The following is a 21,998-nucleotide window of genomic DNA, read 5'->3' as shown; positions in this document are numbered from 1 at the left end:
TCTTATATGGTACAGAACAAAGCGACTTTAAGGTCGTCGTCTCAGCCCAGTTGCCCGGCATTGGCCTGAGCATCGGTAAACAGACCAACGCGCAAGTTGGCTGCTTCGTAGATCACGTTACCGTCAGCCTTCACCCAGCCATCTGCAATGCCGAGCGTCAGTCGACCCTTCATGACCCGCTTGAGGTCGATGCCATATTCGACCAGCTTGACGTCGTTCGTCACCTGGCCGGTGAACTTGATTTCCCCGCCCAGGGCCCTGCCCCGGCCGGGTTGCCCGATCCAGGACAGGAAAAAACCGGTCATCTGCCAGATGGCGTCGAGGCCCAGGCATCCGGGCATGACCGGGTCACCGATAAAATGGCACTTGAAGAACCAGAGGTCCGGATTGACGTCGAGCTCGGCGCGTACCAGGCCCTTGCCATGGGTGCCGCCATTTTCCTGGATGTCGGTGATGCGGTCGAACATCAGCATGGGCGGCGCCGGCAGGCGCGCATCGCCCTGGCCGGGCAATTCGCCGCGGCCATGAGCCAGCAATTCCTCATATCCAAATGCGTGTTGCCGCTCGGCCATGGATTTTCCCCGCTCTGGTTCAGGCCTCGTCTCGTATAGAGGTGCCGAAGGGGGGTCAAGCGGTCGAGCCTGCCGCCCCCGGGCCGGCTCTTGGCGCGGCAACTTGTTTCCAAAGCCCCGGCCCCTTATAAGAGGCGCTGGATTACGGACCAAAAGACGAGCATTACCGGCCCCATGACCGACCGCATTACCGCCGCCCGGCCCCATCCGTCCCGCAAGCCGTGCCTGACGGCGGTGTTGCGCATGGCCGGCCTGCGCCCGACCCGGCAGCGCGTTGCCCTGGCCGAACTGCTGTTCGGCGGGCCGCATCGTCATGTCAGCGCCGAGCAATTGCACGGCGAGGCCGGCAGCGCCAATGTCAATGTCTCGTTGGCCACCATCTACAATACCCTGCATCAGTTTCACGAGGCCGGGCTGCTGCGCGAAGTGGCCATCGATGCGTCGCGCTCCTATTTCGACACCGATACCTCCGATCACCACCATTTCTACGTGGAAGACGAGCAGCGGATGATCGACATCCCCGCCGATGCGGTGACCTTCAAGTCGCTGCCCCGGGCGCCCGAAGGCATGGAAGTCGCCCATGTCGACGTGGTGATCCGCGTGCGCAAGGCTCCCATCTGATCGGCCGTGTCAAGCGGCATTGGCGCTCGTTGCCCGCTGCGAGGCGAGGTGACAAAGCCATTGCGCGCGACCATATTCGTCCCGGTTTCAACAGCACAAAAGGTGGTCGATGCCCGAAAAGGTCAATCTGAACGCCTATTTCGAGCGAATCGGCTTTTCCGGTTCCATCGCCCCCACTTTGGGGACCCTCGAAGCGCTGCATGCGCTTCATCCAGCCGCCATTCCCTTCGAGAACCTCGATCCGCTGATGGGGCGCAAGGTCAAGCTTGACCAGGCCAGCCTCGAGCAGAAGATGCTGGTCAAGGGGCGCGGCGGCTATTGCCTCGAGCACAACACGCTCCTGATGAACGTTTTGCGCGATCTCGATTACCCCGTGCGCGCCCATGCCGCCCGCATCCTCTGGGAACAGCCCGAGGGCGGCGCGACGATGATCAGCCACATGGTGCTGCTGGTCGAGATTTCGGGCAGCAATTATCTCTGCGACGTGGGCATGAGCAGTTTTACGCTGACCGCGCCACTCAAGCTGCGGGACGGGGTCGAGCAGAAGGTCGGCAACGACACGTTCCGCCTCTTGCGCGACGACGCCCTGTGGCGGCTCGAGGTCAGGGTGGGGGAGGACTGGCGCGGGGTCTATCAGTTCGACCTCGTCGAGCAGGGCCCGGCCGAGATCGAGGCCATCAACAGCCTCGTGGAGACCGAATATCAGAGCCGTGCTTTGCTCTACGCGGCGCGGATCGACGGGGAGGTGCGCAGCACCCTTTCGGGCAACCGGCTCAGCATCTACCGGCCGGGCGAACCACGCGAGCGGCGCCATGCCCCCGATGTCGAGACGCTCAAGGCGATTCTGAGCGAAGTGTTCCGCATTACCCTGCCCAGCGCCGAAGACCTCGACCCGGCCCTGGCCCGCGTGATCGAGGCGGCGCCGCCGGTCGAGCCCGAGGCGTAAGCCATGGCGCCCGTTTCGGTCCGGCTCGACAGGCTGCGGGAATTTCCCGATTTCCAGAGCTTTTATGACTGGCTTGCCGTCCACCACGCGAGCGAGGAAGAAGTCTGGATCCGCATCTTCAAGAAAGCCAGCGGCCACAAGACCATCAGCCCCACCGAGGCAATCGATGCGGTGCTCTGCTGGGGCTGGATCGATGCCATCAAGAAGAGCTGGGACGATCAATCCTATGTGCAGCGCTATTGCCCGCGCCGTCCCAAATCGGTGTGGAGCCAGGTCAATCGCGACAATGTCCAGCGGCTGACCGATGCCGGGCTGATGACCGACCATGGCGCGGTCCATGTCGCGGCAGCCCGGGCCGACGGGCGCTGGGATGCGGCCTATGCCACCACTCAGGCCCCGCCCGACGATCTGCTCGCCGCCATCGCCGCCAACCCGGCTGCGCAGCATGTCTATGACCAGCTCAGCGCCCAGAACCGTTTCGCCCTTACCTTTCGCACCATCGGCATGAAGACCGAGGCCGGACGCAGAAAAAAGATCGAGACCTTTGTGGCCATGCTGGCCCGGGGCGAAACCATCTATCCGCAAAAGCTGGAGCCGCGCTGATGCCGGTCTGGTGCGCGTTCCTCCGCGGCATCAATCTGGGCAAGCGGCAGATGCAGATGGCCGAGCTCAGGGCCTGTCTCGAGGCTGCCGGCTGCACCGAGGTCAAGACCGTCCTTGCCAGCGGCAATGTGCGGTTCACCGCCGATGGGGCCGAGCCCGCCCTGCGCGACCGGCTCGAAACCGCCATCGGCGCTCGCTTCGGCTTTAAGGTCGGCGTGGTGCTGCGGCCGGCCGAGACCATCGCGTCCATGCTGGCGGACAATCCCTTCGGCAGGCTCGATCCGAACGCCGACCTCACTCGCCATGTGGTGCTGTTTGATCAGAAGCTGCCGGAACACCTCGTCCTTGCCGATCGCCCGGGCGATACCGAAATTGTCGGCATCGGGGCCCGCGACATCTATATTGCAGCCTATAGGCAGCCCAATGGCCGCTATACCGAGCATGTGGAGGAGGTGCTGCGGCCCCTTTACTCCAGCCTGGCAAGCGGCACCCTCGACACGATGCGCAACTGGAACACGATAGAGAAGATTCTCAAATGATCACCGTTTTCGGCTCCACCAATCTCGACCAGATCGGCACCGTCACCCGCCTGCCCAAGCCCGGCGAAACCGTGGCCGGCGGCACCTTTTCCATGGCGCCGGGCGGCAAGGGCGCCAATCAGGCCTTGGCGGCGCGGCGGGCCGGGGCCCAGGTCCTGCACGTCTCGGCCGTGGGCGCGGATGCTTTTGCCGATCTGGCGCTGGACCTGCTGCAATCGGGCGGGGTCGATCTGACGCGGATGCGCAAGGCCGAGGCGGCCACCGGCATCGCCATGATCTTCGTGGATGCGGAGGGCGAGAATGTCATCGCCATCCTGCCCGGCGCCAATGGCACGATCGGCCCGGATGATGCCGAGCATGGGCTCAAGGACCTCTCCGCCTCGGACACGCTCCTCGTGCAACAGGAGGTTCCGCAGGCAGCCACGCGTCGCGCCCTTGAAATCGCCCGTGAGCGCGGCGCCCGCAGCATTCTCAATACGGCACCCTATCTGCCCGATACCGGCGCGCTGGCGCCTCTGGCCGATATCGTCATTGCCAACGAAACCGAATTTTCTCTGCTCTCGGGCCGCCCCATTGCCGAGCTTGATGCCGCCATGGCCGACTGGGTCGCCGAAACCGGCCGCACCATCGTCGTGACCCTGGGTCCCGAGGGCGCCCGCGCCATGGGCCCCGGCGGCGCGATCACCGTTGCCGCGCACAGGGTCGAGCCGGTCGATACGGTGGGTGCCGGCGACACTTTCTGCGGCTATCTCGCGGCCGCGCTCGATGCCGGCCTCTCGCTCGAAGACGCCATGCGCCGCGCTGCGGTAGCGGGAAGCCTCGCCTGTCTCAAGCCGGGAGCACAACCCGCCATTCCCCAGAGCGCGGATGTGGACGCGGTGCTTGCGGGCTAGCTCAAGCCATTTCCTTGCGAACGGGCGGTAAAGCAGTCAAACCGAGTGTCGTCACATTTGTCCGCTATCGATCTCCGCTCAATCCAAGAGGAGATCATGAAGACACAGATCCTGGCTGCACTTGCCGCATTCACCACCCTTGCCGTCGCGACACCGGCTCTGGCCAATGACGACATTGCCATCATCGCCACCGAACGAGCCAATGGCTCCATGGCTCTGGGTGACACCATCGCCTATAGCAAGTCCTTCGACATTGCCCTCACCAACACGGTGGACGAGCCGGTTGCGCTCGAAGACCTGTGCCTGGTGGCGGTCACTGCCGAGGGCGACACCTTCGTTCTCGACACGGTCGATGAAAGCCTGACGACGGGCATGATCGAGCCCGGCGCGGCGCTCAACGGCATCGCGGTCTTTTCATCCGATTCCATCACTGTCCATACCGCCAGCGCGGTGCGTGCCGGCAGCGACTGCTGACCGCTCCCCGCCGGCCGGGCAAAAAAAAGCGGGCTCGATGGCCCGCTTTTTCGTCTCTGGGTTCGGCGCTTATTTCGGCGCCAGAACCATCACCATCTGGCGACCTTCCGAGCGTGGCTGGCTTTCCACCTTGGCCACGGTTTCGGTCTGCTCCTTGACCTTGAGCAGCAATTGCATGCCCAGATCCTGGTGCGCCATCTCACGGCCGCGGAAGCGCATGGTCACCTTGACCCGGTCGCCATCGCCCAGGAAGCGGTGCACCGCCTTCATCTTGGTTTCGTAATCGTGGTCATCGATGTTCGGACGCATCTGAACTTCCTTGACCTCGATCACCTTCTGCTTCTTGCGCGCCTCTGCCGCTTTCTTCTGCGCGGCATATTTGTAGCGGCCGAGATCGAGCATCTTGGCGACCGGCGGCTGCGAATTGGCGGCAATCAGGACAAGGTCAAGTCCCTGCTCCTGCGCTTCAGCCATCGCGTCACGGGTGCGTACGATGCCGCGGTTTTCACCTTCTGCATCGATGAGCTGAACGTCGGGGCTGGTGATATCCTCGTTGGCAAGCGGCCCATCCTTCTGGGGCGCAACGGGTCTCATGGGACGGCGAATGGCAAGCTTTCCTTATTCTATTGTCAGGCGGGGCTGAAATCGGCCCTAAAATCGTGGTACCGGGGCGTAAAGTCAACTGGCAGGACCAGCGATTTCTTCGCTGTTGCGACCAGGAGACGCCAATGGTTTCCCAAGAGAAAAGCGATATTGCGCCCATGGGTTCCCTCAATTCGCTCCGCCTCGCCCTCGGACAGGGGCCGGAGGCCCGCCAGATCGCCGTCGAACATCGGAGCGGGGCCGCGCCTGGACTCTTCTGGCTCAACGGCTATCGCTCGGTGATGACCGGCGCCAAGGCCATGGCGCTCGATGCGCTGGGCGCTCAACGCGGCCTCGCCGTCACCCGCTTCGATTATTCCGGCGATGGACAATCGGGCGGCACTTTCGCCGATGGCACGATCAGCCGCTGGCTCGAGGATGCCGAGGCCGCCTTTGCGCTTGGCCCCGGGCCGCAGATTGTGTGCGGATCTTCCATGGGGGGCTGGATTGCCCTTCTGCTGGCGCGGCGCCAGCTGCAGCTGGGTCGCCCGCTCAAGGGTCTCATCCTCATTGCGCCCGCCGTGGATGCCACCAGCACGCTCCTGCCCGCCCGCATGACCGAGGCGCAGCGACAGCAGCTGGATCGGCAGGGCTTTTTCGAGCGCGACAGCCGCTACGGAGACGGACCCTATCTTTATACGCGCCGCTTCATCGAGGACGGCAACCGGCACAGCCTCTTCGGCCAGGTGATCGAAACCGGCTGCCCGGTCCATATCCTGCAAGGTGGACAGGACCCCGACGTGCCGCCGGCTCATGCCCACAAGCTCATGGCCCATATCCTGCACGACCCGGTCAGTCTCACTCTCATCCCCGATGGCGACCACCGCCTGAGCCGCGACCAGGATCTGGACTTGTTGCAGCGGATCGTGCTGGGGATGCTCCCGCCCGACGTCACCCCCGTAAAGGCGGGGATTTCCGCCTAGGACCTGGCCGCCGCCAACCTGCTCTTTTGAACGCCCATCTCGTCAAAGTTCTCGGGGGCCAGCCAGCGTTCAAATTCGGCGCGCAGCGCCGGCCATTCGCCGTCGAGGATCGAGAACCAGGCCGTGTCCCGGCTCTCTCCCTTGACGATCATGTCCTGGCGAAACAGCCCTTCATAGGTGAAGCCGAAGCGGGAGGCGGCTGCCTTGGAGGGCAGGTTGCGGTCATTGCACTTCCATTCGAGGCGTCGATAGCCCAGATCGTCGAAGGCGTGACGGGCAAAGAGATAGAATGCTTCTGTAGCAAGGCGCGAACGGGCCATCGGCAGGCCCCAATAGATGCCACCGATTTCCACCGAGCCCTGTTCGGGCCGGATGCGCATCCACGCCTGCTGGCCGACCGCCCGCCCGCTCGCATCATCGATCACGGCCACGTAGCGGTCGGGACCGGCTTTGCAGGCGAGGATACGCTCTTGCATCTGCGCGAGACTGGCGGGCGCCTCCGAGGGCAGCCAGCGATAGCGCTCCGCCCCGCCCGGCAGGGTCGAGACGGCAAAAAGATCGGCGGCGTGGCGGGCAGCGAAGGGTTCGAGCCGCACGTAACGGCCCACAAGATCGATCGGCTCCGGTGCCGATTTCGCCGGCTTGACTGTCATGGCTCGTTCTCCAGCACCTGGGCCAGGCCCGCGCGATAATTGGGGAAGAGCATCTCGATGCCCAGTGCCTGTTTGATGGCGCGATTGGAGACGCGCTTGTTGTCGCGGTAAAAGCTCCTTTGCATCGGTGTCATCTCCGCCGTCTCGAAGGGCATGTCGGGCGGAACCGGCAGTCCGATGAGCCCGGCGGCATGGGCGATGACGTCCTGGGGCGGCGCCGGTTCGTCATCGGCCATGTTGAAGGTGCCCTCGAGGCGCTTTTCCGCCGCAAGGGCGGTGACGCGGGCAATGTCCTCGACATGGATGCGGTTGAACACCTGCCCCGCCTTGATGATGCGGCGCGCATTGCCCTCGCGCAGCTTGTCGAAGCTCGAGCGGCCCGGGCCATAGATGCCGGCCAGTCGCAGGATGGTCAGCGGCACTCCGCGCGCCGCCGCATAATCCCGCCATTGCTGCTCGGCGATGACGCGATAATCCGATCGCATGTTGCGCGGCACGAGCGGGGCGCTTTCGTCGATCCAGGCGCCGTCGAAATCGCCATAGACGCCGACGGTGGAATAATAGCACAGCCATTCCAGCGCGCCCGCGGCATCGAGATCGGCGCGGTGATGGCGCAGGACCGGATCGCCCGTTTCGTCGGGAGCGATCGAGAGCACGACATGGGAAACCCCGCCGCGCAGGGCCGGGCCAACCATCGCGCCCGGCGCAGTGCCGTCGAAGACGAGGACGTTCCGGCGGGCATGGGTCAGCGCCTCGGCCTTTTGCGGGCTGCGCACGGTGCCCAATATCTGTTCGTAGCGGCCGGTCTCATCCATGACCGCTGCAGCGCGCTGCGCGGAAAAACCCAGTCCGAAGAAAAATGCCTGCATCACACCGTCCCGTCCCATTCTGCCCGTACCGTCTCGTCGCCTTCGCGCGCCAGATGCGCCTGCCTTAGCCCATCGGCCCGTTCGGGGTCGAGCCGCCGCAGCGCCCAGATCGCCGCGCCGCGCACCAGGGGGGAGGCGTCATCGAGCCTGTCGAGCACGGCGGGCACATGCCCGGCATCGCCGGAATTGCCGATGCAGATCAGCACATTACGCAGGAACCGCGCCTGCCCGATGCGCTTGACCGGGGAGCCGGAAAACAGCGCGCGAAACCCCGCATCATCGAGCTGCACCAGCTCGGCCAGCGCCGGGCGCTCGAATTCGGGCCGGCTGCGCAGCTTGGCCTCCCGGCTGATGCTGGCAAACTTGTTCCAGGGGCAGACTGCCAGGCAATCATCGCACCCATAGACGCGATTGCCCATGGGCCGGCGGAACTGGCGTGGAATGGCCCCTTTGTGCTCCACCGAATAATAGGCGAGGCACTTTCGCGCATCGAGCCTGAAGGGGGCGGGGAAGGCATTGGTAGGGCAGATATCGAGGCAGCGCGTGCACGAGCCGCAGCTTTGCGTGCCGGGCTTGTCCGCGGGCAGGTCCAGCGATGTGAGGATGGCGCCCAGGAACAGCCAGGAGCCGAAATCGCGGCTCACCAGCACCGAATGCTTGCCCTGCCAGCCCAGGCCCGCCGCTTCCGCCAGCGGCTTTTCCATCAGCGGGGCGGTATCGACGAAGACCTTGACGTCGGCGCCGGCGCGCTGGGCCAACAGCCCCGCCACTTCCTTGAGCCTGCCCTTGATAATGTCGTGATAATCGCGATTGCGGGCATAGGCGGAGATGATGCCGATATCGGGTTGCGACAGAAGCGTCATCGGATCGGTGTCGGGCCCGTAATTGACCCCGAGCAGAATGACCGAGCGCGCCTCGTCCCAGAGCCGGCGCGGATCGGCGCGGCGGGTTTCGGTCTCGGCCATCCAGTCCATGTCGGCGTGCCAGCCCTCGGCCAGGGCATGGGCCAGCTTGTCGGGCAGATCCGGGCGCGCATCGGCCCGGGCAATGCCGAAGGCGTCGAAACCCAGGGCCTGGGCGCGGCTGCGCAGCTCGGCGATGAGTTTTTGCGGATCAAGCAAGGGAACGCTCAGCCTTCACCCGGTCTTTCCGGCAAAAATACCCTAGAAGTCCAGATCGGCATAACCCCGGGCCGGCGGCATGGCCACGACGCGATCGTTGAGCAGGGTGCGGAAGGCCGGGCGCGACTTGATGCGCGAATACCAGTCGCGCGTTTCGGGCGGCACCTTGGACCAGTCGACGTCGCCCATATAGTCGAGCGTGGAAAAATGCGCTGCCAGCGCAAAATCGGCGAGGCTGAGCTCGTCCCCGCCCAGCCAGTTGCGGCTGGCCAGGAGCCAGTTGAAATAGAGCATGTGCTCGGTGAGGTTCGCCTTGGCCGCGCGCAGCACGGAGGGCTCCGGGGTCGCGCCGCGAATGTCGCGCTTGGCGATCTTTTCCTCCACGAGGTAGCGCGTCACCTCGTCATTGAGCTTGACCAGAACCCATTCGACCAGCCGCCACATTTCGGCGCGCGCCAGCGGATCGGCGGGAAACAGCCCCCCGACGATATCGGGCGTATAGAAATCCTCCACGGCATGGATACTGGCCATGATGCCCACCACCGCATCCTCGCTGTCGGTGAACAGGATGGGCAGGGTGGCGGCGGGATTGAGCTCGAGCAGGGCCTCCTCGCGCAGCCAGGGCTTGATCTCCTCGAGGTCGAGCGGCACGCCATATTCGGCGCACATCAGCCGCACGAGGCGCGATGAGGGATCGAGAGGATAATGCACGAGAGTGGGCATGAACGGGCTCTAATTGACGCAGGCCAGCCCTGCTCCCCTCGGCTTGGCGCAATGGCCGAACACGGCTAAGAGGAGGGCGAACGGCCCTTTGAAACGAGTTAGGGGATCAGATGAACGCCGATCAAGGTCTTTTTGTGCCCCTGGTGCTGGGAATTATCGAAGGGCTTACCGAATTCCTTCCCGTCAGTTCCACTGGCCACCTGCTTCTGGCTGGCCACTTCTTCGGCTTGAGCCAGCCGGCCACCTTCATCGTGCTGATCCAGCTGGGCGCGATCCTGGCTGTCATCACCATCTATTTCGCCAAGCTGGGCGTGCTGATCCGCGATGCCTTTGCCGGAAAGGCCTATGCCTGGCATTTTGCCCTGGCGGTAATCCTGGCCTGCCTGCCCGCCGTGATCATCGGGGTGCTGTTTCGCGAATATATCCAGCAGGTGCTCTACGAAACGCCGCTGGTGATCTGCACCACGCTGCTGCTGGGCGGCATCGTGCTGCTGATCGTCGATCGCATGCCCAAGAATGTTCGGTACGATGACATCTACCATTTCCCCTGGCATCTGGCGCTGATCGTGGGCCTGTTCCAGGTGCTCAGCCTCATTCCGGGCGTCTCGCGCTCCGGCTCCACCGTGGTGGGCGCCATGCTGTTTGGCGCGTCCAAGCGCTCGGCGGCCGAGTTCACCTTCTTCATCGCCCTGCCGATCATGACCGGCGCCTTCGGCTACGATCTCTACAAGAGCCGGGAGCTGATCGACATGAGCCTGGGGATCAACATCGCCATCGGCTTTGCCGCCTCGTTCGTGGTGGGTGCGCTGGTGGTCAAATACCTGCTCGACTTCGTCACCCGCCACGGCTTTGCACCCTTTGCCTGGTGGCGCATTGCCGTGGGCGGCGCGGGCCTGATCGCCATCCTGGTCTTCGGCCTCTAGCCTCTGCCAGTCGACCCCTCAATGCAAAAAGCCGCCCCAGAAGGGCGGCTTTTCTCTTATCGGCGATCGGAGCCCTCAGCGCCGCGACGGATCGCGGCTCGCATAGGTCGAGGGAATGGAGAAGAAGGCCGGGGGGATTTCGACGCCCTGCTGCACGTCATAGAGCGAGAAGGTCAGCTCCGAGCCCGAGGGCTCGACCAGGGTCCACTGCGCCAGGTCCTTGGTCTCGATGTCGAAGATCAGCGAGACCTGCACCGTGCCGGCGACGGTATTGTCGATCACCGTGATGCTGAGATAGCCGTCCGAGGTGGTGACGTCGACCACATTGGCGTTGAGCAGGTTGATCTCGCTGCCCAGGAACTGGCGCAGCGGAATGGAATCCTGCGGATAGGCGTAATAGGTCTCCTCGCGCCGGTCGAGCACGTAGAAGCCGCGTCCCTGCGAGACGATTTCCTCGCGGCTGGGCGGGGCATAGCGGAAGGCGATCTTGTCGGGCCGCTCGAGGAAGAACGTGCCTTCGGTGCGCCCGCCATTGGTATCGATCTGCAGGAAGCGCCCCACCATGGTGCGGATGGCGGTGTTGTGCGCATTGATCTCGGCGATGAGCTGCTGTTCCTCAGGCGCCAGCGCGCGGTCCAGGGCCAGGGCGGGAAAGGCCGGCGCCAGGGCAGCGGCGATACCGAGCATCAGGGCATGGCGTCGAATCATGATGGGGTTTCCTCGCAGGCTTCTGGTTGACGCTAATCTAGGCAGCAAATACGGCAAATGGTGGAAAGTTCCGCTTACTGTTTCGTCATCTGGAGACTTGCAGTCGTGAGATCAATCGCTTTGGCCGTTTTTCTGGGTGGCCTTGCAAGCGTGCCCGCCCTTGCCGCCCTGCCCCCGCATTATCAGCGCCAGGCTGAATTCGTCGCCGTGATAGAGGCGGCGACCGAGGCCCTGGGCATTGCCCATCCGGTCGAGGCCGTGCTCCTGGTCGAGACCGATCACTACGAGGTCAAGGCCGGCCCCTGCACGTTGTCGGTGCGCATCGTTGACACCGCGCGTGCCGAAGATCCGCCCATTGTCGGCCCGCGCCAGTTCGAGGCTCGCCCGGAAAGCCCTGTCTGCCGCTGAAACCGGCATCAGCGGGCAATAAAAAACCCCGGCGCCTCGCCGGGGTTCTTGATCTTGGGATGGGCCCATCGGGCTCAATAGCCGTCGGCATTGTTGCCGACGAGGATTTCGCGCTTGCCGGCATGGTTGGCGGGGCTGATCACCCCTTCCTGCTCCATGCGTTCGATCAGCGTGGCGGCCTTGTTGTAGCCGACGCCAAGGCGCCGCTGCACATAGGAGGTCGAAGCCTTCTTGTCGGTCAGGACGATATGGACGGCCTTGTCATAGAGCTCGTCGCCCGAATTGCCCCCGCCGCTGCCGCCGGCCGCATCGTCCCCGAAGCCGCCGCCGTCCTCGTCTTCCTCGGTGATGTTCTCGAGGTAGTCGGGCGTGCCCTGGCTCTTGAGATGGGTCACCACCGCCTCGACTTCGCTATCGGCCACGAAGGCGCCGTGCAGGCGCTTCGTGCGGCCGCCAGAGGCCATGTAGAGCATGTCGCCATTGCCCAGGAGCTGTTCGGCGCCCTGCTCGCCCAGAATGGTGCGCGAATCGATCTTGGAGGTCACCATGAACGAGATGCGGGTGGGGAAGTTGGCCTTGATCGTGCCGGTGATCACGTCCACCGACGGGCGCTGGGTCGCGGTCACCATGTGGATGCCGGCGGCGCGGGCCATCTGGGCGAGCCGCTGGATGGCGCCTTCGATGTCCTTGCCGGCCACCATCATCAGGTCGGCCATTTCGTCGACGATGATGACGATATAGGGCAGCGGCTGGAGATCGAATTCCTCGCTCTCGAAGATGGCCTCGCCGGTTTCGCGGTCGAACCCGGTCTGCACCGTACGGGTGATGACCCGGCCTTCCTTGGCGGCTTCGGCGACGCGCTGGTTGAAGCCGTCGATATTGCGCACGCCGATCTTGCTCATCTTGCGATAACGGTCTTCCATCTCGCGCACCGCCCATTTGAGCGCCACCACCGCCTTGTGCGGGTCGGTGACCACGGGGGTCAGAAGATGCGGGATGCCGTCATAGATGCTCAGTTCGAGCATCTTGGGATCGATCATGATCATGCGGCACTGCTCGGGTGTCATCTGGTAGAGCAGCGAGAGGATGAAGGTGTTGATACCCACCGACTTGCCCGACCCGGTGGTGCCGGCGATCAGCAGGTGCGGCATGCGCGCCAGGTCGGCGATGACGGGCTCCCCGCCGATGGTCTTGCCCAGGCAAATGGGCAGCTTGCCCTTCATCTTCTCGAAATCCGAGGACGCCAGCATCTCGCGGAAATAGACGGTTTCGCGGGTCTGGTTGGGCAGTTCGATGCCGATGGCATTGCGGCCGGGGACCACGGCGACGCGGGCCGAAATGGCGCTCATCGAGCGGGCAATGTCGTCGGCCAGCGAAATCACTCTGGATGACTTGATGCCGGGCGCGGGTTCGAGTTCGAACAGGGTCACGACCGGGCCGGGACGGACATTGATGATGTCGCCCTTGACGCCGAAATCCTGCAGCACGGCCTCGAGCTGGCGCGCCATTTCCTCGAGCCGGGCCGGAGCGTGCTCGGGCGAGGGGCCCAGACGCCTGGGCTCCGCCAGGAGGCTGAGCGCCGGCAATTCGAAGCCGGAGGGATCATCGAGGAAGGAGGGCTGGGCCTCGCGGAACTGGCGCTGGCCCTGGGCCGGGCGCGGCGCGGGTGCGGCCACTGGTACGCGCGGCGCCGCCGGGTCGGCCGGATGGAAGCGCGAATCGCCCCGCTGGGTGCGGCTCGGCATCGGCACATCGGCCACGAAGGGAACGGCGTCGTCCTCTTCGTCTTCCGGATAGTCGATTGCCGCGTCGTCGTAATCGGGCTGGGCCAGCACGCGGGCGGTGGGTTCGAAACTGGGTTCGACATGCTGGACCGGCGCATGGATATGGCGCTGGGGGCTTGCGACCACCGGCTCGGGACTGACCTCGACGCGCGGCGCGCGCCCCTCGAGCACCGGTTCGGCGTCATGGTCGAACGGCGCCATGTCCTCGCTGGAGCGGCTTTCGGCATGGGCGGCGCGGGCCCGGCGGAACGCGGTGCGCAGCGAATAGCCCATATGCACCACCGCGCCCATGGCCACTTCCACCAATGGATTGGGGTCGCGCTCGTCGTCTTCGACGGCCCTGCGGGCGGCGGCGCCCTTGCTGGCCTTGACCGGCACGGTGCTGCCCAGGCCCATGGCGATCCAGAACAGCGCCAGGGCCGGCGCAGCCAGGATGATGGCAAAGAGCGTGGAGGTCACCGGCTGCGGATCGGAACCGGCGATCATGGCGGCGAGATAGGCGAACATCATGCCGGCAAGGCCACCGAGCCCGGTGGGCAACGGCCAGGTTTCAGGCATGGCGATGAAGGAAAAGACCCCGGCGGCGAGAATGGTCGCGCCGATCCAGGCCAGGACGCGGCTGCCCAGGCGCATGACGGCGTGACGGCGCGCCATGGCCCAGCCCCAGAGCGCCATCGGCACGACCATGACGAGGCCGGCGAGGCCGAGGAACTGGAAGATCAGGTCGGCGATCACCGCGCCCGGAAAGCCCAGCCAATTGGCCGGCGCCTTGCTGGTGGCCAGCGACAGGGAAGGATCATCGACCGACCAGGAGGCGAGCGACGTCAGGATGATGGCGCAAAGACCCAGAAGGACCAGACCCGCAATCCGCAGGGGAATGCGGATGGCAATGGCCGGGGGCGGCGTGGGCGCCTTGGCGCTGCTCTTGGAACCGGAAGAACGGGTGCCGCTGCGCGAGGATACGGGGCGGACATCGTCGATCGTGGGGACAGGATGGCTAGGCATGGACACGCATTACTCTTTGCCGGCCCGCAAACCATCGAATGGGCCGATATGAGCCGCATGCTAGCGGTGTGTGGTTAATCGCGTGCTAACCATCAGCGATTGCCTTGCGCCTGTTTGAAAGACCCGGGTGTGCGGCCCATGCATTTGCGAGTGGGAAGCCTCTGTGGCGGGCCAAGAGGACATGAGCCGCACGCCCCGGCCTTCCGGAGCGGGGGTCGGGTGGCGGCAGGCCGCCACCCGGGCGATTGGGTCAGTTATAGGCGCGTTCGCCGTGGGTCGAGAGATCGAGACCGTCGCTTTCGGCAGCTTCGGAGACCTTGGCGCCACCAAAGAGCGCCTTGACGATCAGCATGGCGACGAGCGCCACGACACCGGACCAGACGATGGCGATGACCACGCCGGTCAGCTGCACCATGAACTGGCCGCCGATCGAATAGGCTGCCGCATCGCCCAGCGGGTAGCCACCCAGCGAGGGGGCCGCGACGACCGCGGTGCCCAGGGCGCCGACAATGCCGCCGACGCCGTGGATGCCGAACACGTCGAGCGAATCGTCGTATTTCAGCAGCGGCTTGAGGTTGACCACGGCCCACAGGCACACCACGCCGGCAATGGCGCCGAGCACGATGGCGCCACCCACACCGGCAAAGCCGGCGGCGGGGGTGATGGCCACAAGACCGGCAACGGCGCCCGAGACGGCACCCAGGGCCGAGGCATGGCCGCGGGTGACCTTTTCACCCAGGGCCCAGGCCAGGGCACCGGCGGCGGGAGCCAGGATGGTGTTGATCAGCGCCACGGCGGTCAGGGCATTGGCTTCGAGATTGGAGCCGGCATTGAAGCCGAACCAGCCGAACCAGAGCAGGCCCGCACCGATATAGGTCATGACCAGGTTATGGGGCGGGATGGGCTCCTTCATGTAGCCCAGGCGCGGTCCGAGGATGATGGCGGCGACGAGGGCGGCCACGCCCGAATTGATATGCACGACGGTGCCGCCGGCAAAGTCATAGGCGCCCATGCCGAACAGCAGGCCCGGGCCGGACCAGACCATGTGGGCCATGGGGACGTAGGAGAAGGTGAACCAGATGGCCAGAAAGGCCATCAGCGCCCCGAACTTCATGCGTTCGGCAATGCCGCCGACGATGAGGGTCGAGGTGATGCAGGCAAAAGTCAGCTGGAAGGCGATGAACACCAGTTCGGGCAGCTCGAACCCGGCCGAGAAGGTTGCCGCGGTCGATTCGAGCGTCACGCCGTTGAGGAAGAACTTGGAGAAGTCGCCCACGAAAGCGGAGAGCCCGCCCTCGGTGGGGCCGGCAAAGGCCAGCGAATAGCCATAGGCCACCCAGAGGATGGCGATCATCGAAAAGCCGAGGAAGACCTGGGTCAGCACCGAGAGGATGTTCTTGGCGCGCACGAGGCCACCGTAGAACAGGGCCAGGCCCGGAATGGTCATGACGATGACGACCATGGTGGAGACGAGCATCCAGGCCACGTCGCCCTTGTCGACCACGGCGGCCGGTTCGCTGGCGGCATCGGCAACCGAGGCGGCGGCCTCGGCGATGGGCTGTGCCGCGTCCTGGGCCCAGGCCGGCAGGGTCAGCAGCAGGGAGGCAAGCGCACTGCCCGCCAGTACTTTTGACATCTTCATTCTTGGTTTCTCCGGATGGGGGTCAGAGCGCGGAAGCGCCGGTTTCGCCGGTGCGGATGCGGGTGACCGCGAGCAGGTCGAGCACGAAGATCTTGCCGTCGCCGATGCGGCCGGTCTGGGCGGCATCGCGGATGGCGGTGCTCACCGCATCGGCAATGGCGTCATCGACGGCGATCTCGATCTTGAGCTTGGGCAGGAAATGCACGGCATATTCGGTGCCGCGATAGATCTCGGAATGGCCCTTCTGCCGGCCATAGCCTTTCACCTCGGTCACGGTCATGCCGTGCACGTCGAGCGAGTTGAGCGCCTGCCGGACCTCTTCGAGCCGGGACGGCTTGATGATGGCAACCACCAGTTTCATGTGACCCCCTTGGCGCCGAAGCGGCGCATGCTGGAACGATCACAGCAGACTCAAGCCGCGTGCCAAATGATCCGGCACGGAAAAACACAGTCTTTACATCATGTTAAGAATGCAGGGCGCAAAGCGACTCGGAATTGGGCAGAAAAGTGCCCAATTCGTGTGCAAGTTCGATCGGCATTGCCGCTCAATTGAGCAGCCTGGTGATCACTCTTGCCGGGGGTGTGCAGTCCGCGCGATTTGCGAGTGGGAAGCCTCTGTGGCGGGCCAAGAGGGACGCGAACTGCACGCCGCCGGCAAGCGGCGGGACGGCCGGGGCAAAAAGCCCCGCCCGTCCCCTGGATTTACTTGAACTCGGGATAGGCCTCGACGCCGACCTCGGCCACGTCCAGACCCAGCTCTTCGTCCTCGGCCGTTGGGCGCAGGCCCATCGTGGCCTTGAGGATCGCCCAGACGACGAGGCTGATGACGAAGACGAAGACGCCCACGGCAAGGATGGCCAGCAGCTGCACGCCCAGATTGGCATCGGGATTGGTGAAGACCACGGCGATGGTGCCCCAGATACCGGCGAACAGGTGAACCGGAACGGCGCCGACCACGTCATCGATCTTGAAGCGGTCGAGCAGCGGCACGGTGAAGACCACGATGGCGCCACCGACGGCACCGATCAGGGTTGCCGTGCCCAGACCCGGAGTGAGCGGCTCGGCGGTGATCGAGACGAGACCGGCAAGCGCGCCATTGATCACGAAGGTCAGGTCGACCTTCTTGTAGATGATCGCCGACAGCACGGCAGCGGCAAGCGCGCCACCGATGGCACCGGCATTGGTATTGGCCATGACGCGGCCCACATCGGCAATGTCACCGACAGTGCCCATGGCCAGCTGCGATGCACCGTTAAAGCCGTACCAGCCCATCCAGAGGATGAACATGCCGAGCACGGCGAGCGGCATGTTGGAGCCCGGAATGGCGCGCACGGTGCCGTCCGGATTGTACTTGCCCTTGCGGGCGCCCAGCAGCAGCGCACCGGCCAGAGCCGCCCAGCCACCGACAGAGTGCACGACGGTGGAGCCGGCGAAGTCGAGGAAGCCCATCTGGTCGAGGAAACCGCCGCCCCACTTCCAGGAAGCCTGGATCGGGTAGATCAGCGCGGTCAGCACGGCCACGAAAACCAGGAAGGGCAGGAGCTTGATGCGCTCGGCCAGGGCACCGGACACGATGGACGCGGCGGTGGCACAGAACATGACCTGGAAGAAAAAGTCGGAGCTGACGGTCGCATAGGTCAGGTCGGCGGCCTCGGCCGTCAGGCCGACCGGCTCGAGCACGGCAATGCCGATGGCGCCGAAAATGCCATCGATGATCCAGCCGTCGCCAGGATACATGATCATGTAGCCGACAAGATAATAGGCAAAGCAGGCCAGCGAATACATGGTGATATTCTTCAGGAGCTGCATGGACACGTTCTTGGTGCGCACGAAGCCGGCTTCCAGCATGGCGAACCCGGCCGCCATCCAGAACACCAGGATGCCGCCGAACAGCATCAGGAACGAATTGAGAATGAACTGAGTCTGGATCGCCGGTTCACCGGCGACCACCGCTTCCACGACCTCTTCGGCCGGGGCATCCTGAGCGAGCACCGGCAGCGCCAGCAGCAGCGAGGCGAGCGCGACGCCGCCTGCGATCTTTAGGGGAGTTTTGAACCCTGTCATTGTGTTGTTTCTCCTGAAGTCGGGTTGCGTCAGAGCGCCGACGCGCCGGTTTCACCGGTGCGGATGCGGGTGACGGCGAGCAGGTCGAGGATGAAGATCTTGCCGTCGCCGATGCGGCCGGTCTGGGCGGCGTCGCGGATTGCAGTGCTCACGGCATCGGCCAGGGCGTCGTCCACGGCGATCTCGACCTTGAGCTTGGGCAGGAAATGCACCGCATATTCAGTGCCGCGATAGATTTCGGAATGACCCTTCTGCCGGCCATATCCCTTGACCTCGGTCACGGTCATGCCGTGCACATCGAGGGAGTTCAGCGCCTGGCGGACTTCCTCCAGGCGTGATGGCTTGATGATTGCAACCACCAGTTTCATGAATGCCCCTTTTCTTGCCTTGCCATTGTTCGACAAGGCCAGGAGACTCAAGACCCGTGCCAAACTGGCGCAGATGCGCGAAATCTCCCGGAAATAAAGGGGTTATTTCCTTGGTGCGGCGACAGATTAGATTGTGGCAAAGCTGTGTCGCAGCAATAAGTGCACCATAATTGTGCATTTTTTCGATTTTGCATAAATTTTGCCACCATCAGGCTGCGGCATAGGGCCACTTGCTTTCCGGCCGCGCCGGGCAAACAACATTGGGACAAAGGAGCGCCAATCATGACCCTTTCAGCGCAGGCCCGATATGACGTCATCATCGTGGGAGGCGGCCCTGTCGGCCTGACCCTGGCGCTGGCCCTGGGGCGCTCGGCCCCCGGCATTCGCGTGGCGCTGGTGGACCGCCGCCCGCTCAGCGTGCCGCGCGACAATCGGGCCTCGGCCATTGCGGCCGGCGTGCGTCACATCTTCGAGGCGCTGGGCGTGTGGTCCGCCATGGCGCCCCAGTCCCAGCCGATCGCGGCCATGCGCATCACCGATTCGGGCGCCAATGACCTGGCCCGTCCGCTCTTTCTCGAATTTGACGGCGAAGCGGCCCCCGGCGAGCCCTTTGCCCATATGGTGCCCAACCAGGCCAGCGGCGGCGCGCTGCTCGAGGCGGCCTCCGGTCTCTTCGACATGGTGGCGCCGGCCGAAATCCTCGACTGGTCCGGGGATGGCGCCCTTGCCCGGCTGCACCTTGCCGATGGACAGGTTCTGGTTGCCCCGCTCGTCGTCGCGGCCGACGGCGCCAATTCGGGTCTGCGCCAGCGCGCCGGCATTGCCACCTGGGGACATGATTATCGCCAGACCGGGCTTGTCGCCACCATCGCCCACGAACTGGCCCATGAGGGCATCGCCTACGAGCATTTTCGCCCTGCCGGGCCCTTTGCCAGCCTGCCGCTGCCGGGCAATCGCTCCTCGCTGGTCTGGACCGAGACGGTGGAGGACGCGCCGCGCTATCTTGCCTTGCCGCCCGAACAGCTCGCCCTCGAGATCGAGGGCGTCATGGGCTCGACCCTGGGCAGCGTGACGCTCGAGGACAAGCTGATGGGCTTTCCCCTGCGCCTGCAGCTCGCACAGAGCTTCATCGGTCCGCGGCTGGCTCTGGTGGGCGATGCGGCCCATGTGGTCCATCCCATCGCGGGACAAGGCCTCAATCTGGGCCTCAAGGATGTTGCCGCCCTGGCCGAGGTCATCGTCGAGGCCATGCGCCTCGGGCTCGATCACGGGTCCGCGGACGTGCTCGAGCGCTACCAGTCCTGGCGGCGTTTCGACACGGCCTCGATGGCCGCGGTCACCGATGGCATGAACCGGCTCTTTTCCAACGATGCCGCGCCGCTACGGGCCCTGCGCGATTTCGGCCTCGGCCTTGTCGATCGCGCCGGCCCGATCAAGTCGGCGCTGATCAGGGCCGCTGCCGGCGGCTCCGGCCCCCGGCTGCTCAGCGGCCTGCCGATCTGATCAGGTGAGGTTGCGCGAGAGCCTTTCGAGCTCCTCGCCTTCGAGCGGTCGCGCTTCCTCGAGGCTGAGCAGCGGCACACCCTTGGTGATGGGAAAGGCCAGGCGTGCCGCCACCGAAATCAGCTCGTCGCGTCCTTCGGACAGCGTCAGGCGCGTCTTGGTCAGGGGGCAGACCAGCATTTCAAGAACGCGCGGATTGAGGGTGAAGCGCCTGCCGCCCGGCTCGCCGGCCATCAGTTGAGCGGCGCGGAATTGCCCCGCGCCATTTCGTACTCGGTCATGGCAATCAGGGTCTCTGCCCGCGCCTCGAGGGTCGGCGCTTCGAGCAGAACCTGCTTTTCGGCCGCGCCATAGGGCGACACCATGCAACAGAAATTGACGAGGTCTGCCGTGCCGGTCGATTCGATCTCTTCCCAGTTGAGCTCGATATTGGCGAATTGGGCATAGTCGCGCATCATGCGCACGAAGCGGGTGCGATCCACCCCTTCTTCCCCAAAATTGCGGGTAAAGTCGGAGGCAAAGGCCTCCGCATCGATTTCGCCCTGCCGATAGAGAGTCTCGGCGGGCACTTCGCGCACCAGCCGGAACCGCGCCACGCCTTCGAGAATGACGAAATAGCGGCCATCGCCGCTTTCCTCGAAATGGGTGATGCGCCCCAGACAGCCGATCGGATGCAGGGCCGACGCCCCCTTGGGGCTTTCCTCGCGGCTATCCTCGGGCTGGATCAGCCCGATCAGCCGATCGCCGGCAAGGGCCGCATCGATCATCTCGATATAGCGCGGCTCGAAGATATTGAGGGGCCGATGGGAGAAGGGCAGGAGCAGCGCCCCGCTCAGCGGGAAGAGCGGCACGATGGGCGGCAGGTCTGCGGGCTGGGCGGGACGCTTGGGCATGGGCTTGACCGATCAGGAGAACAGGGCCGTGGACAGCAGGCGCCGGCCCTTGAGGGTGGCGGGATCCTTTGGGCCCCAGGCATCGAAGAATTCGAGCAGCTTCTTGCGGGCGCCGTCCTCTTCCCAGGCGCGGTCGCGCTTGATGATGGCCACCAGCGCCTCGGCAGCCTCGATCTTGCGGCCTTCGGCATTGTGCACGATGGCGAGATCGAAGCGGGCCTGGTGATTGTCCGGATCGGCGGCGATGGCGGTTTCGAGCGCGGACGCCTCGGACAGGCCCGCCGCTTCCTGGCGAAGCCGCAGGGCATTGGCAAGGGCAAGGTAGGCATCGCCGCTGCGCTTGTCCTCGGGCAGCATGTCGAGGATGGCCTGCGCCTGGTCGGCTTCCCCGGCGCTCATATAGATGCCGGCCAGCCCGATAATGGCCTCGGCATTGTCCGGCAGGCGTTCGAGAATCATGCCGTAGACCTGGGCGGCCTGGCCGATCTCTCCGGCATCGCGGGCGGCCTCGGCCATCTTGAGGGCATCGGCGACCTGGGCTTCGAGCGAATCGGTCTGCGGCTGGGGCGCACCGGCGGCGGCGATCACCTTCTCAGCGAAGCGGCGCACCTCGCCTTCGGGCATGGCCCCCATGAAGCCGTCGACCGGGCGGCCGCCGGCAAAGGCGAAGACGGCAGGGATCGACTGCACGCCCAATTGGCCGGCAATCTGGGGATGCTCGTCGATATTGATCTTCACGAGGCGAATCTGGCCGGCCTTTTCCGCCACGACCTTTTCGATCGCCGGGCCCAGCTGCCGGCACGGACCGCACCAAGGGGCCCAGAAATCCACCAGAACCGGCACATCGAGCGACACATCGATGACGTCGGCCTTGAAACCGGCATCGCTGCCGTCGCGAACGAGATCTGTGGCACTGGGGGCGGCGGCGGGAGCGCCAGTGAGGGAAATTGTCATCGCGAAGGGCTCTCGATCGTGTTCAAACGCGCTTGTTGCGGCCTTTTTGCGCCCAGCGGCGGGTTGGTGGCAAGCCCTCTTTCCCACAGGTTTGAGAGAAGATGACAGCCAGAAGAAAAACTGGGTTGCAATCGGTCCGGCGATTGGGCATATAGCGCCCGTCGCCG

25 protein-coding genes are annotated in these 21,998 nt (G+C 64.8%); 10 read left to right on the top strand and 15 right to left on the bottom strand.

Translation table 11 applies throughout. The features are described from left to right. Positions 1-41: 41 nt before the first annotated feature. Complete coding sequence (gene fabA / locus VE26_RS15395; protein WP_046106008.1) at positions 42-572, bottom strand: 3-hydroxyacyl-[acyl-carrier-protein] dehydratase FabA; 531 nt, start codon at positions 570-572, stop codon at positions 42-44. Positions 573-746: 174 nt separating this feature from the next. Between fabA and irrA the strand changes: the two genes are divergently transcribed. The 6 genes from irrA to VE26_RS15365 all read left to right on the top strand — a co-directional run bounded on the left by irrA (position 747) and on the right by VE26_RS15365 (position 4,648). Next, on the top strand, positions 747-1,193 hold the full coding sequence (irrA, locus tag VE26_RS15390) for an iron response transcriptional regulator IrrA (protein WP_046106007.1): 447 nt from the start codon (positions 747-749) through the stop codon (positions 1,191-1,193). Between the two features lie 109 nt (positions 1,194-1,302). Continuing rightward, the gene (locus VE26_RS15385; protein ID WP_046106006.1) at positions 1,303-2,139 is read left to right on the top strand and encodes an arylamine N-acetyltransferase family protein; all 837 of its coding nucleotides are present in this window, start codon (positions 1,303-1,305) and stop codon (positions 2,137-2,139) included. A gap of 3 nt (positions 2,140-2,142) precedes the next feature. Beyond that, positions 2,143-2,742, top strand: a complete 600-nt coding sequence (locus tag VE26_RS15380) for a YdeI/OmpD-associated family protein (protein WP_046106005.1) — start codon at positions 2,143-2,145, stop codon at positions 2,740-2,742. Further along, positions 2,742-3,281 carry a DUF1697 domain-containing protein gene (locus VE26_RS17250; protein WP_052715955.1) on the top strand — a complete coding sequence of 180 codons (540 nt, stop codon included), beginning with the start codon at positions 2,742-2,744 and terminating at the stop codon, positions 3,279-3,281. Before VE26_RS15380 ends, VE26_RS17250 begins: the two co-directional genes overlap by 1 nt. Then, positions 3,278-4,174, top strand: coding sequence for a ribokinase (locus VE26_RS15370; protein ID WP_046106004.1), 897 nt, complete (start codon positions 3,278-3,280; stop codon positions 4,172-4,174). Before VE26_RS17250 ends, VE26_RS15370 begins: the two co-directional genes overlap by 4 nt. A 96-nt stretch (positions 4,175-4,270) precedes the next feature. After that, positions 4,271-4,648 carry a DUF4354 family protein gene (locus tag VE26_RS15365; protein ID WP_052715954.1) on the top strand — a complete coding sequence of 126 codons (378 nt, stop codon included), beginning with the start codon at positions 4,271-4,273 and terminating at the stop codon, positions 4,646-4,648. Between the two features lie 69 nt (positions 4,649-4,717). On the opposite strand, the gene infC is transcribed toward VE26_RS15365, so the two are convergent. Beyond that, positions 4,718-5,254, bottom strand: a complete 537-nt coding sequence (infC, locus tag VE26_RS15360; protein WP_200897274.1) for a translation initiation factor IF-3 — start codon at positions 5,252-5,254, stop codon at positions 4,718-4,720. A 155-nt stretch (positions 5,255-5,409) separates the two neighbouring features. Between infC and VE26_RS15355 the strand changes: the two genes are divergently transcribed. Continuing rightward, a complete protein-coding gene (locus VE26_RS15355) occupies positions 5,410-6,213 on the top strand; it encodes an alpha/beta hydrolase (RefSeq protein ID WP_046106438.1) in 804 nt (267 codons plus the stop codon). On the opposite strand, the gene VE26_RS15350 is transcribed toward VE26_RS15355, so the two are convergent. The 4 genes from VE26_RS15350 to VE26_RS15335 are packed head-to-tail and all read right to left on the bottom strand — an operon-like array spanning position 6,210 to position 9,579. Continuing rightward, positions 6,210-6,866, bottom strand: coding sequence for a GNAT family N-acetyltransferase (locus VE26_RS15350; protein ID WP_046106002.1), 657 nt, complete (start codon positions 6,864-6,866; stop codon positions 6,210-6,212). The two genes, VE26_RS15355 and VE26_RS15350, sit on opposite strands and share 4 nt — an antisense overlap. Beyond that, positions 6,863-7,735 (bottom strand): SDR family oxidoreductase, encoded by an 873-nt coding sequence (locus VE26_RS15345; RefSeq protein ID WP_052715953.1) that lies wholly within the window; start codon positions 7,733-7,735, stop codon positions 6,863-6,865. Before VE26_RS15345 ends, VE26_RS15350 begins: the two co-directional genes overlap by 4 nt. Next, on the bottom strand, positions 7,735-8,856 hold the full coding sequence (queG, locus tag VE26_RS15340; protein ID WP_244465713.1) for a tRNA epoxyqueuosine(34) reductase QueG: 1,122 nt from the start codon (positions 8,854-8,856) through the stop codon (positions 7,735-7,737). The genes VE26_RS15345 and queG overlap by 1 nt, the downstream gene beginning before the upstream one ends. 42 nt (positions 8,857-8,898) lie before the next feature. Continuing rightward, the gene (locus VE26_RS15335; RefSeq protein WP_046106000.1) at positions 8,899-9,579 is read right to left on the bottom strand and encodes a glutathione S-transferase family protein; all 681 of its coding nucleotides are present in this window, start codon (positions 9,577-9,579) and stop codon (positions 8,899-8,901) included. 110 nt (positions 9,580-9,689) lie between these two features. On the opposite strand from VE26_RS15335, the gene VE26_RS15330 reads away from it, so the two are divergent. Next, positions 9,690-10,502, top strand: coding sequence for an undecaprenyl-diphosphate phosphatase (locus VE26_RS15330; RefSeq protein WP_046105999.1), 813 nt, complete (start codon positions 9,690-9,692; stop codon positions 10,500-10,502). 75 nt (positions 10,503-10,577) lie between these two features. Here the strand turns inward: VE26_RS15330 and VE26_RS15325 are convergent, their stop codons facing one another. Continuing rightward, complete coding sequence (locus tag VE26_RS15325) at positions 10,578-11,210, bottom strand: LolA family protein (protein WP_046105998.1); 633 nt, start codon at positions 11,208-11,210, stop codon at positions 10,578-10,580. Positions 11,211-11,315: 105 nt separating this feature from the next. Between VE26_RS15325 and VE26_RS15320 the strand changes: the two genes are divergently transcribed. After that, a complete protein-coding gene (locus VE26_RS15320; RefSeq protein WP_152658867.1) occupies positions 11,316-11,618 on the top strand; it encodes a hypothetical protein in 303 nt (100 codons plus the stop codon). Between the two features lie 74 nt (positions 11,619-11,692). On the opposite strand, the gene VE26_RS15315 is transcribed toward VE26_RS15320, so the two are convergent. The 5 genes from VE26_RS15315 to VE26_RS15295 form a co-directional block, all read right to left on the bottom strand. Then, entirely contained in the window at positions 11,693-14,407 is a 2,715-nt protein-coding gene (locus VE26_RS15315; protein ID WP_084620580.1) for a DNA translocase FtsK, read from the bottom strand. Positions 14,408-14,657: 250 nt separating this feature from the next. Then, a complete protein-coding gene (locus tag VE26_RS15310; RefSeq protein ID WP_084620578.1) occupies positions 14,658-16,049 on the bottom strand; it encodes an ammonium transporter in 1,392 nt (463 codons plus the stop codon). Positions 16,050-16,071: 22 nt separating this feature from the next. Continuing rightward, positions 16,072-16,410, bottom strand: a complete 339-nt coding sequence (locus VE26_RS15305) for a P-II family nitrogen regulator (RefSeq protein WP_046105997.1) — start codon at positions 16,408-16,410, stop codon at positions 16,072-16,074. 341 nt (positions 16,411-16,751) lie between these two features. Continuing rightward, positions 16,752-18,113: an ammonium transporter family protein gene (locus tag VE26_RS15300; RefSeq protein ID WP_046105996.1), complete on the bottom strand. Its 1,362-nt coding sequence runs from the start codon at positions 18,111-18,113 to the stop codon at positions 16,752-16,754. 29 nt (positions 18,114-18,142) lie between these two features. Next, positions 18,143-18,481 carry a P-II family nitrogen regulator gene (locus VE26_RS15295; protein ID WP_046105995.1) on the bottom strand — a complete coding sequence of 113 codons (339 nt, stop codon included), beginning with the start codon at positions 18,479-18,481 and terminating at the stop codon, positions 18,143-18,145. Between the two features lie 282 nt (positions 18,482-18,763). On the opposite strand from VE26_RS15295, the gene VE26_RS15290 reads away from it, so the two are divergent. After that, positions 18,764-19,984 (top strand): FAD-dependent monooxygenase, encoded by a 1,221-nt coding sequence (locus VE26_RS15290; RefSeq protein WP_046105994.1) that lies wholly within the window; start codon positions 18,764-18,766, stop codon positions 19,982-19,984. On the opposite strand, the gene VE26_RS15285 is transcribed toward VE26_RS15290, so the two are convergent. The 3 genes from VE26_RS15285 to VE26_RS15275 are packed head-to-tail and all read right to left on the bottom strand — an operon-like array spanning position 19,985 to position 21,831. Beyond that, positions 19,985-20,218, bottom strand: coding sequence for a Trm112 family protein (locus tag VE26_RS15285; RefSeq protein ID WP_046105993.1), 234 nt, complete (start codon positions 20,216-20,218; stop codon positions 19,985-19,987). Beyond that, a complete protein-coding gene (locus VE26_RS15280) occupies positions 20,218-20,877 on the bottom strand; it encodes an LON peptidase substrate-binding domain-containing protein (protein WP_046105992.1) in 660 nt (219 codons plus the stop codon). Before VE26_RS15280 ends, VE26_RS15285 begins: the two co-directional genes overlap by 1 nt. A 12-nt stretch (positions 20,878-20,889) precedes the next feature. Further along, on the bottom strand, positions 20,890-21,831 hold the full coding sequence (locus tag VE26_RS15275; protein ID WP_046105991.1) for a thioredoxin family protein: 942 nt from the start codon (positions 21,829-21,831) through the stop codon (positions 20,890-20,892). Between the last annotated feature and the right edge of the window lie 167 nt (positions 21,832-21,998).

The organism is Devosia chinhatensis (assembly GCF_000969445.1).
Lineage (GTDB): Bacteria > Pseudomonadota > Alphaproteobacteria > Rhizobiales > Devosiaceae > Devosia > Devosia chinhatensis.
This window is presented reverse-complemented; position numbering and strand designations above follow the sequence as displayed.

Excerpts from the sequence above, each read along its gene's own strand:
- fabA (WP_046106008.1), bottom strand. The coding sequence starts at position 572 with ATGGCCGAGCGGCAACACGCATTTGGATATGAGGAATTGCTGGCTCAT.
- irrA (WP_046106007.1), top strand. The coding sequence starts at position 747 with ATGACCGACCGCATTACCGCCGCCCGGCCCCATCCGTCCCGCAAGCCG.
- VE26_RS15385 (WP_046106006.1), top strand. The coding sequence starts at position 1,303 with ATGCCCGAAAAGGTCAATCTGAACGCCTATTTCGAGCGAATCGGCTTT.
- VE26_RS15380 (WP_046106005.1), top strand. The coding sequence starts at position 2,143 with ATGGCGCCCGTTTCGGTCCGGCTCGACAGGCTGCGGGAATTTCCCGAT.
- VE26_RS17250 (WP_052715955.1), top strand. The coding sequence starts at position 2,742 with ATGCCGGTCTGGTGCGCGTTCCTCCGCGGCATCAATCTGGGCAAGCGG.
- VE26_RS15370 (WP_046106004.1), top strand. The coding sequence starts at position 3,278 with ATGATCACCGTTTTCGGCTCCACCAATCTCGACCAGATCGGCACCGTC.
- VE26_RS15365 (WP_052715954.1), top strand. The coding sequence starts at position 4,271 with ATGAAGACACAGATCCTGGCTGCACTTGCCGCATTCACCACCCTTGCC.
- VE26_RS15355 (WP_046106438.1), top strand. The coding sequence starts at position 5,410 with ATGGGTTCCCTCAATTCGCTCCGCCTCGCCCTCGGACAGGGGCCGGAG.
- VE26_RS15350 (WP_046106002.1), bottom strand. The coding sequence starts at position 6,866 with ATGACAGTCAAGCCGGCGAAATCGGCACCGGAGCCGATCGATCTTGTG.
- VE26_RS15345 (WP_052715953.1), bottom strand. The coding sequence starts at position 7,735 with ATGCAGGCATTTTTCTTCGGACTGGGTTTTTCCGCGCAGCGCGCTGCA.
- VE26_RS15335 (WP_046106000.1), bottom strand. The coding sequence starts at position 9,579 with ATGCCCACTCTCGTGCATTATCCTCTCGATCCCTCATCGCGCCTCGTG.
- VE26_RS15330 (WP_046105999.1), top strand. The coding sequence starts at position 9,690 with ATGAACGCCGATCAAGGTCTTTTTGTGCCCCTGGTGCTGGGAATTATC.
- VE26_RS15325 (WP_046105998.1), bottom strand. The coding sequence starts at position 11,210 with ATGATTCGACGCCATGCCCTGATGCTCGGTATCGCCGCTGCCCTGGCG.
- VE26_RS15315 (WP_084620580.1), bottom strand. The coding sequence starts at position 14,407 with ATGCCTAGCCATCCTGTCCCCACGATCGACGATGTCCGCCCCGTATCC.
- VE26_RS15310 (WP_084620578.1), bottom strand. The coding sequence starts at position 16,049 with ATGAAGATGTCAAAAGTACTGGCGGGCAGTGCGCTTGCCTCCCTGCTG.
- VE26_RS15305 (WP_046105997.1), bottom strand. The coding sequence starts at position 16,410 with ATGAAACTGGTGGTTGCCATCATCAAGCCGTCCCGGCTCGAAGAGGTC.
- VE26_RS15300 (WP_046105996.1), bottom strand. The coding sequence starts at position 18,113 with ATGACAGGGTTCAAAACTCCCCTAAAGATCGCAGGCGGCGTCGCGCTC.
- VE26_RS15295 (WP_046105995.1), bottom strand. The coding sequence starts at position 18,481 with ATGAAACTGGTGGTTGCAATCATCAAGCCATCACGCCTGGAGGAAGTC.
- VE26_RS15290 (WP_046105994.1), top strand. The coding sequence starts at position 18,764 with ATGACCCTTTCAGCGCAGGCCCGATATGACGTCATCATCGTGGGAGGC.
- VE26_RS15285 (WP_046105993.1), bottom strand. The coding sequence starts at position 20,218 with ATGGCCGGCGAGCCGGGCGGCAGGCGCTTCACCCTCAATCCGCGCGTT.
- VE26_RS15280 (WP_046105992.1), bottom strand. The coding sequence starts at position 20,877 with ATGCCCAAGCGTCCCGCCCAGCCCGCAGACCTGCCGCCCATCGTGCCG.
- VE26_RS15275 (WP_046105991.1), bottom strand. The coding sequence starts at position 21,831 with ATGACAATTTCCCTCACTGGCGCTCCCGCCGCCGCCCCCAGTGCCACA.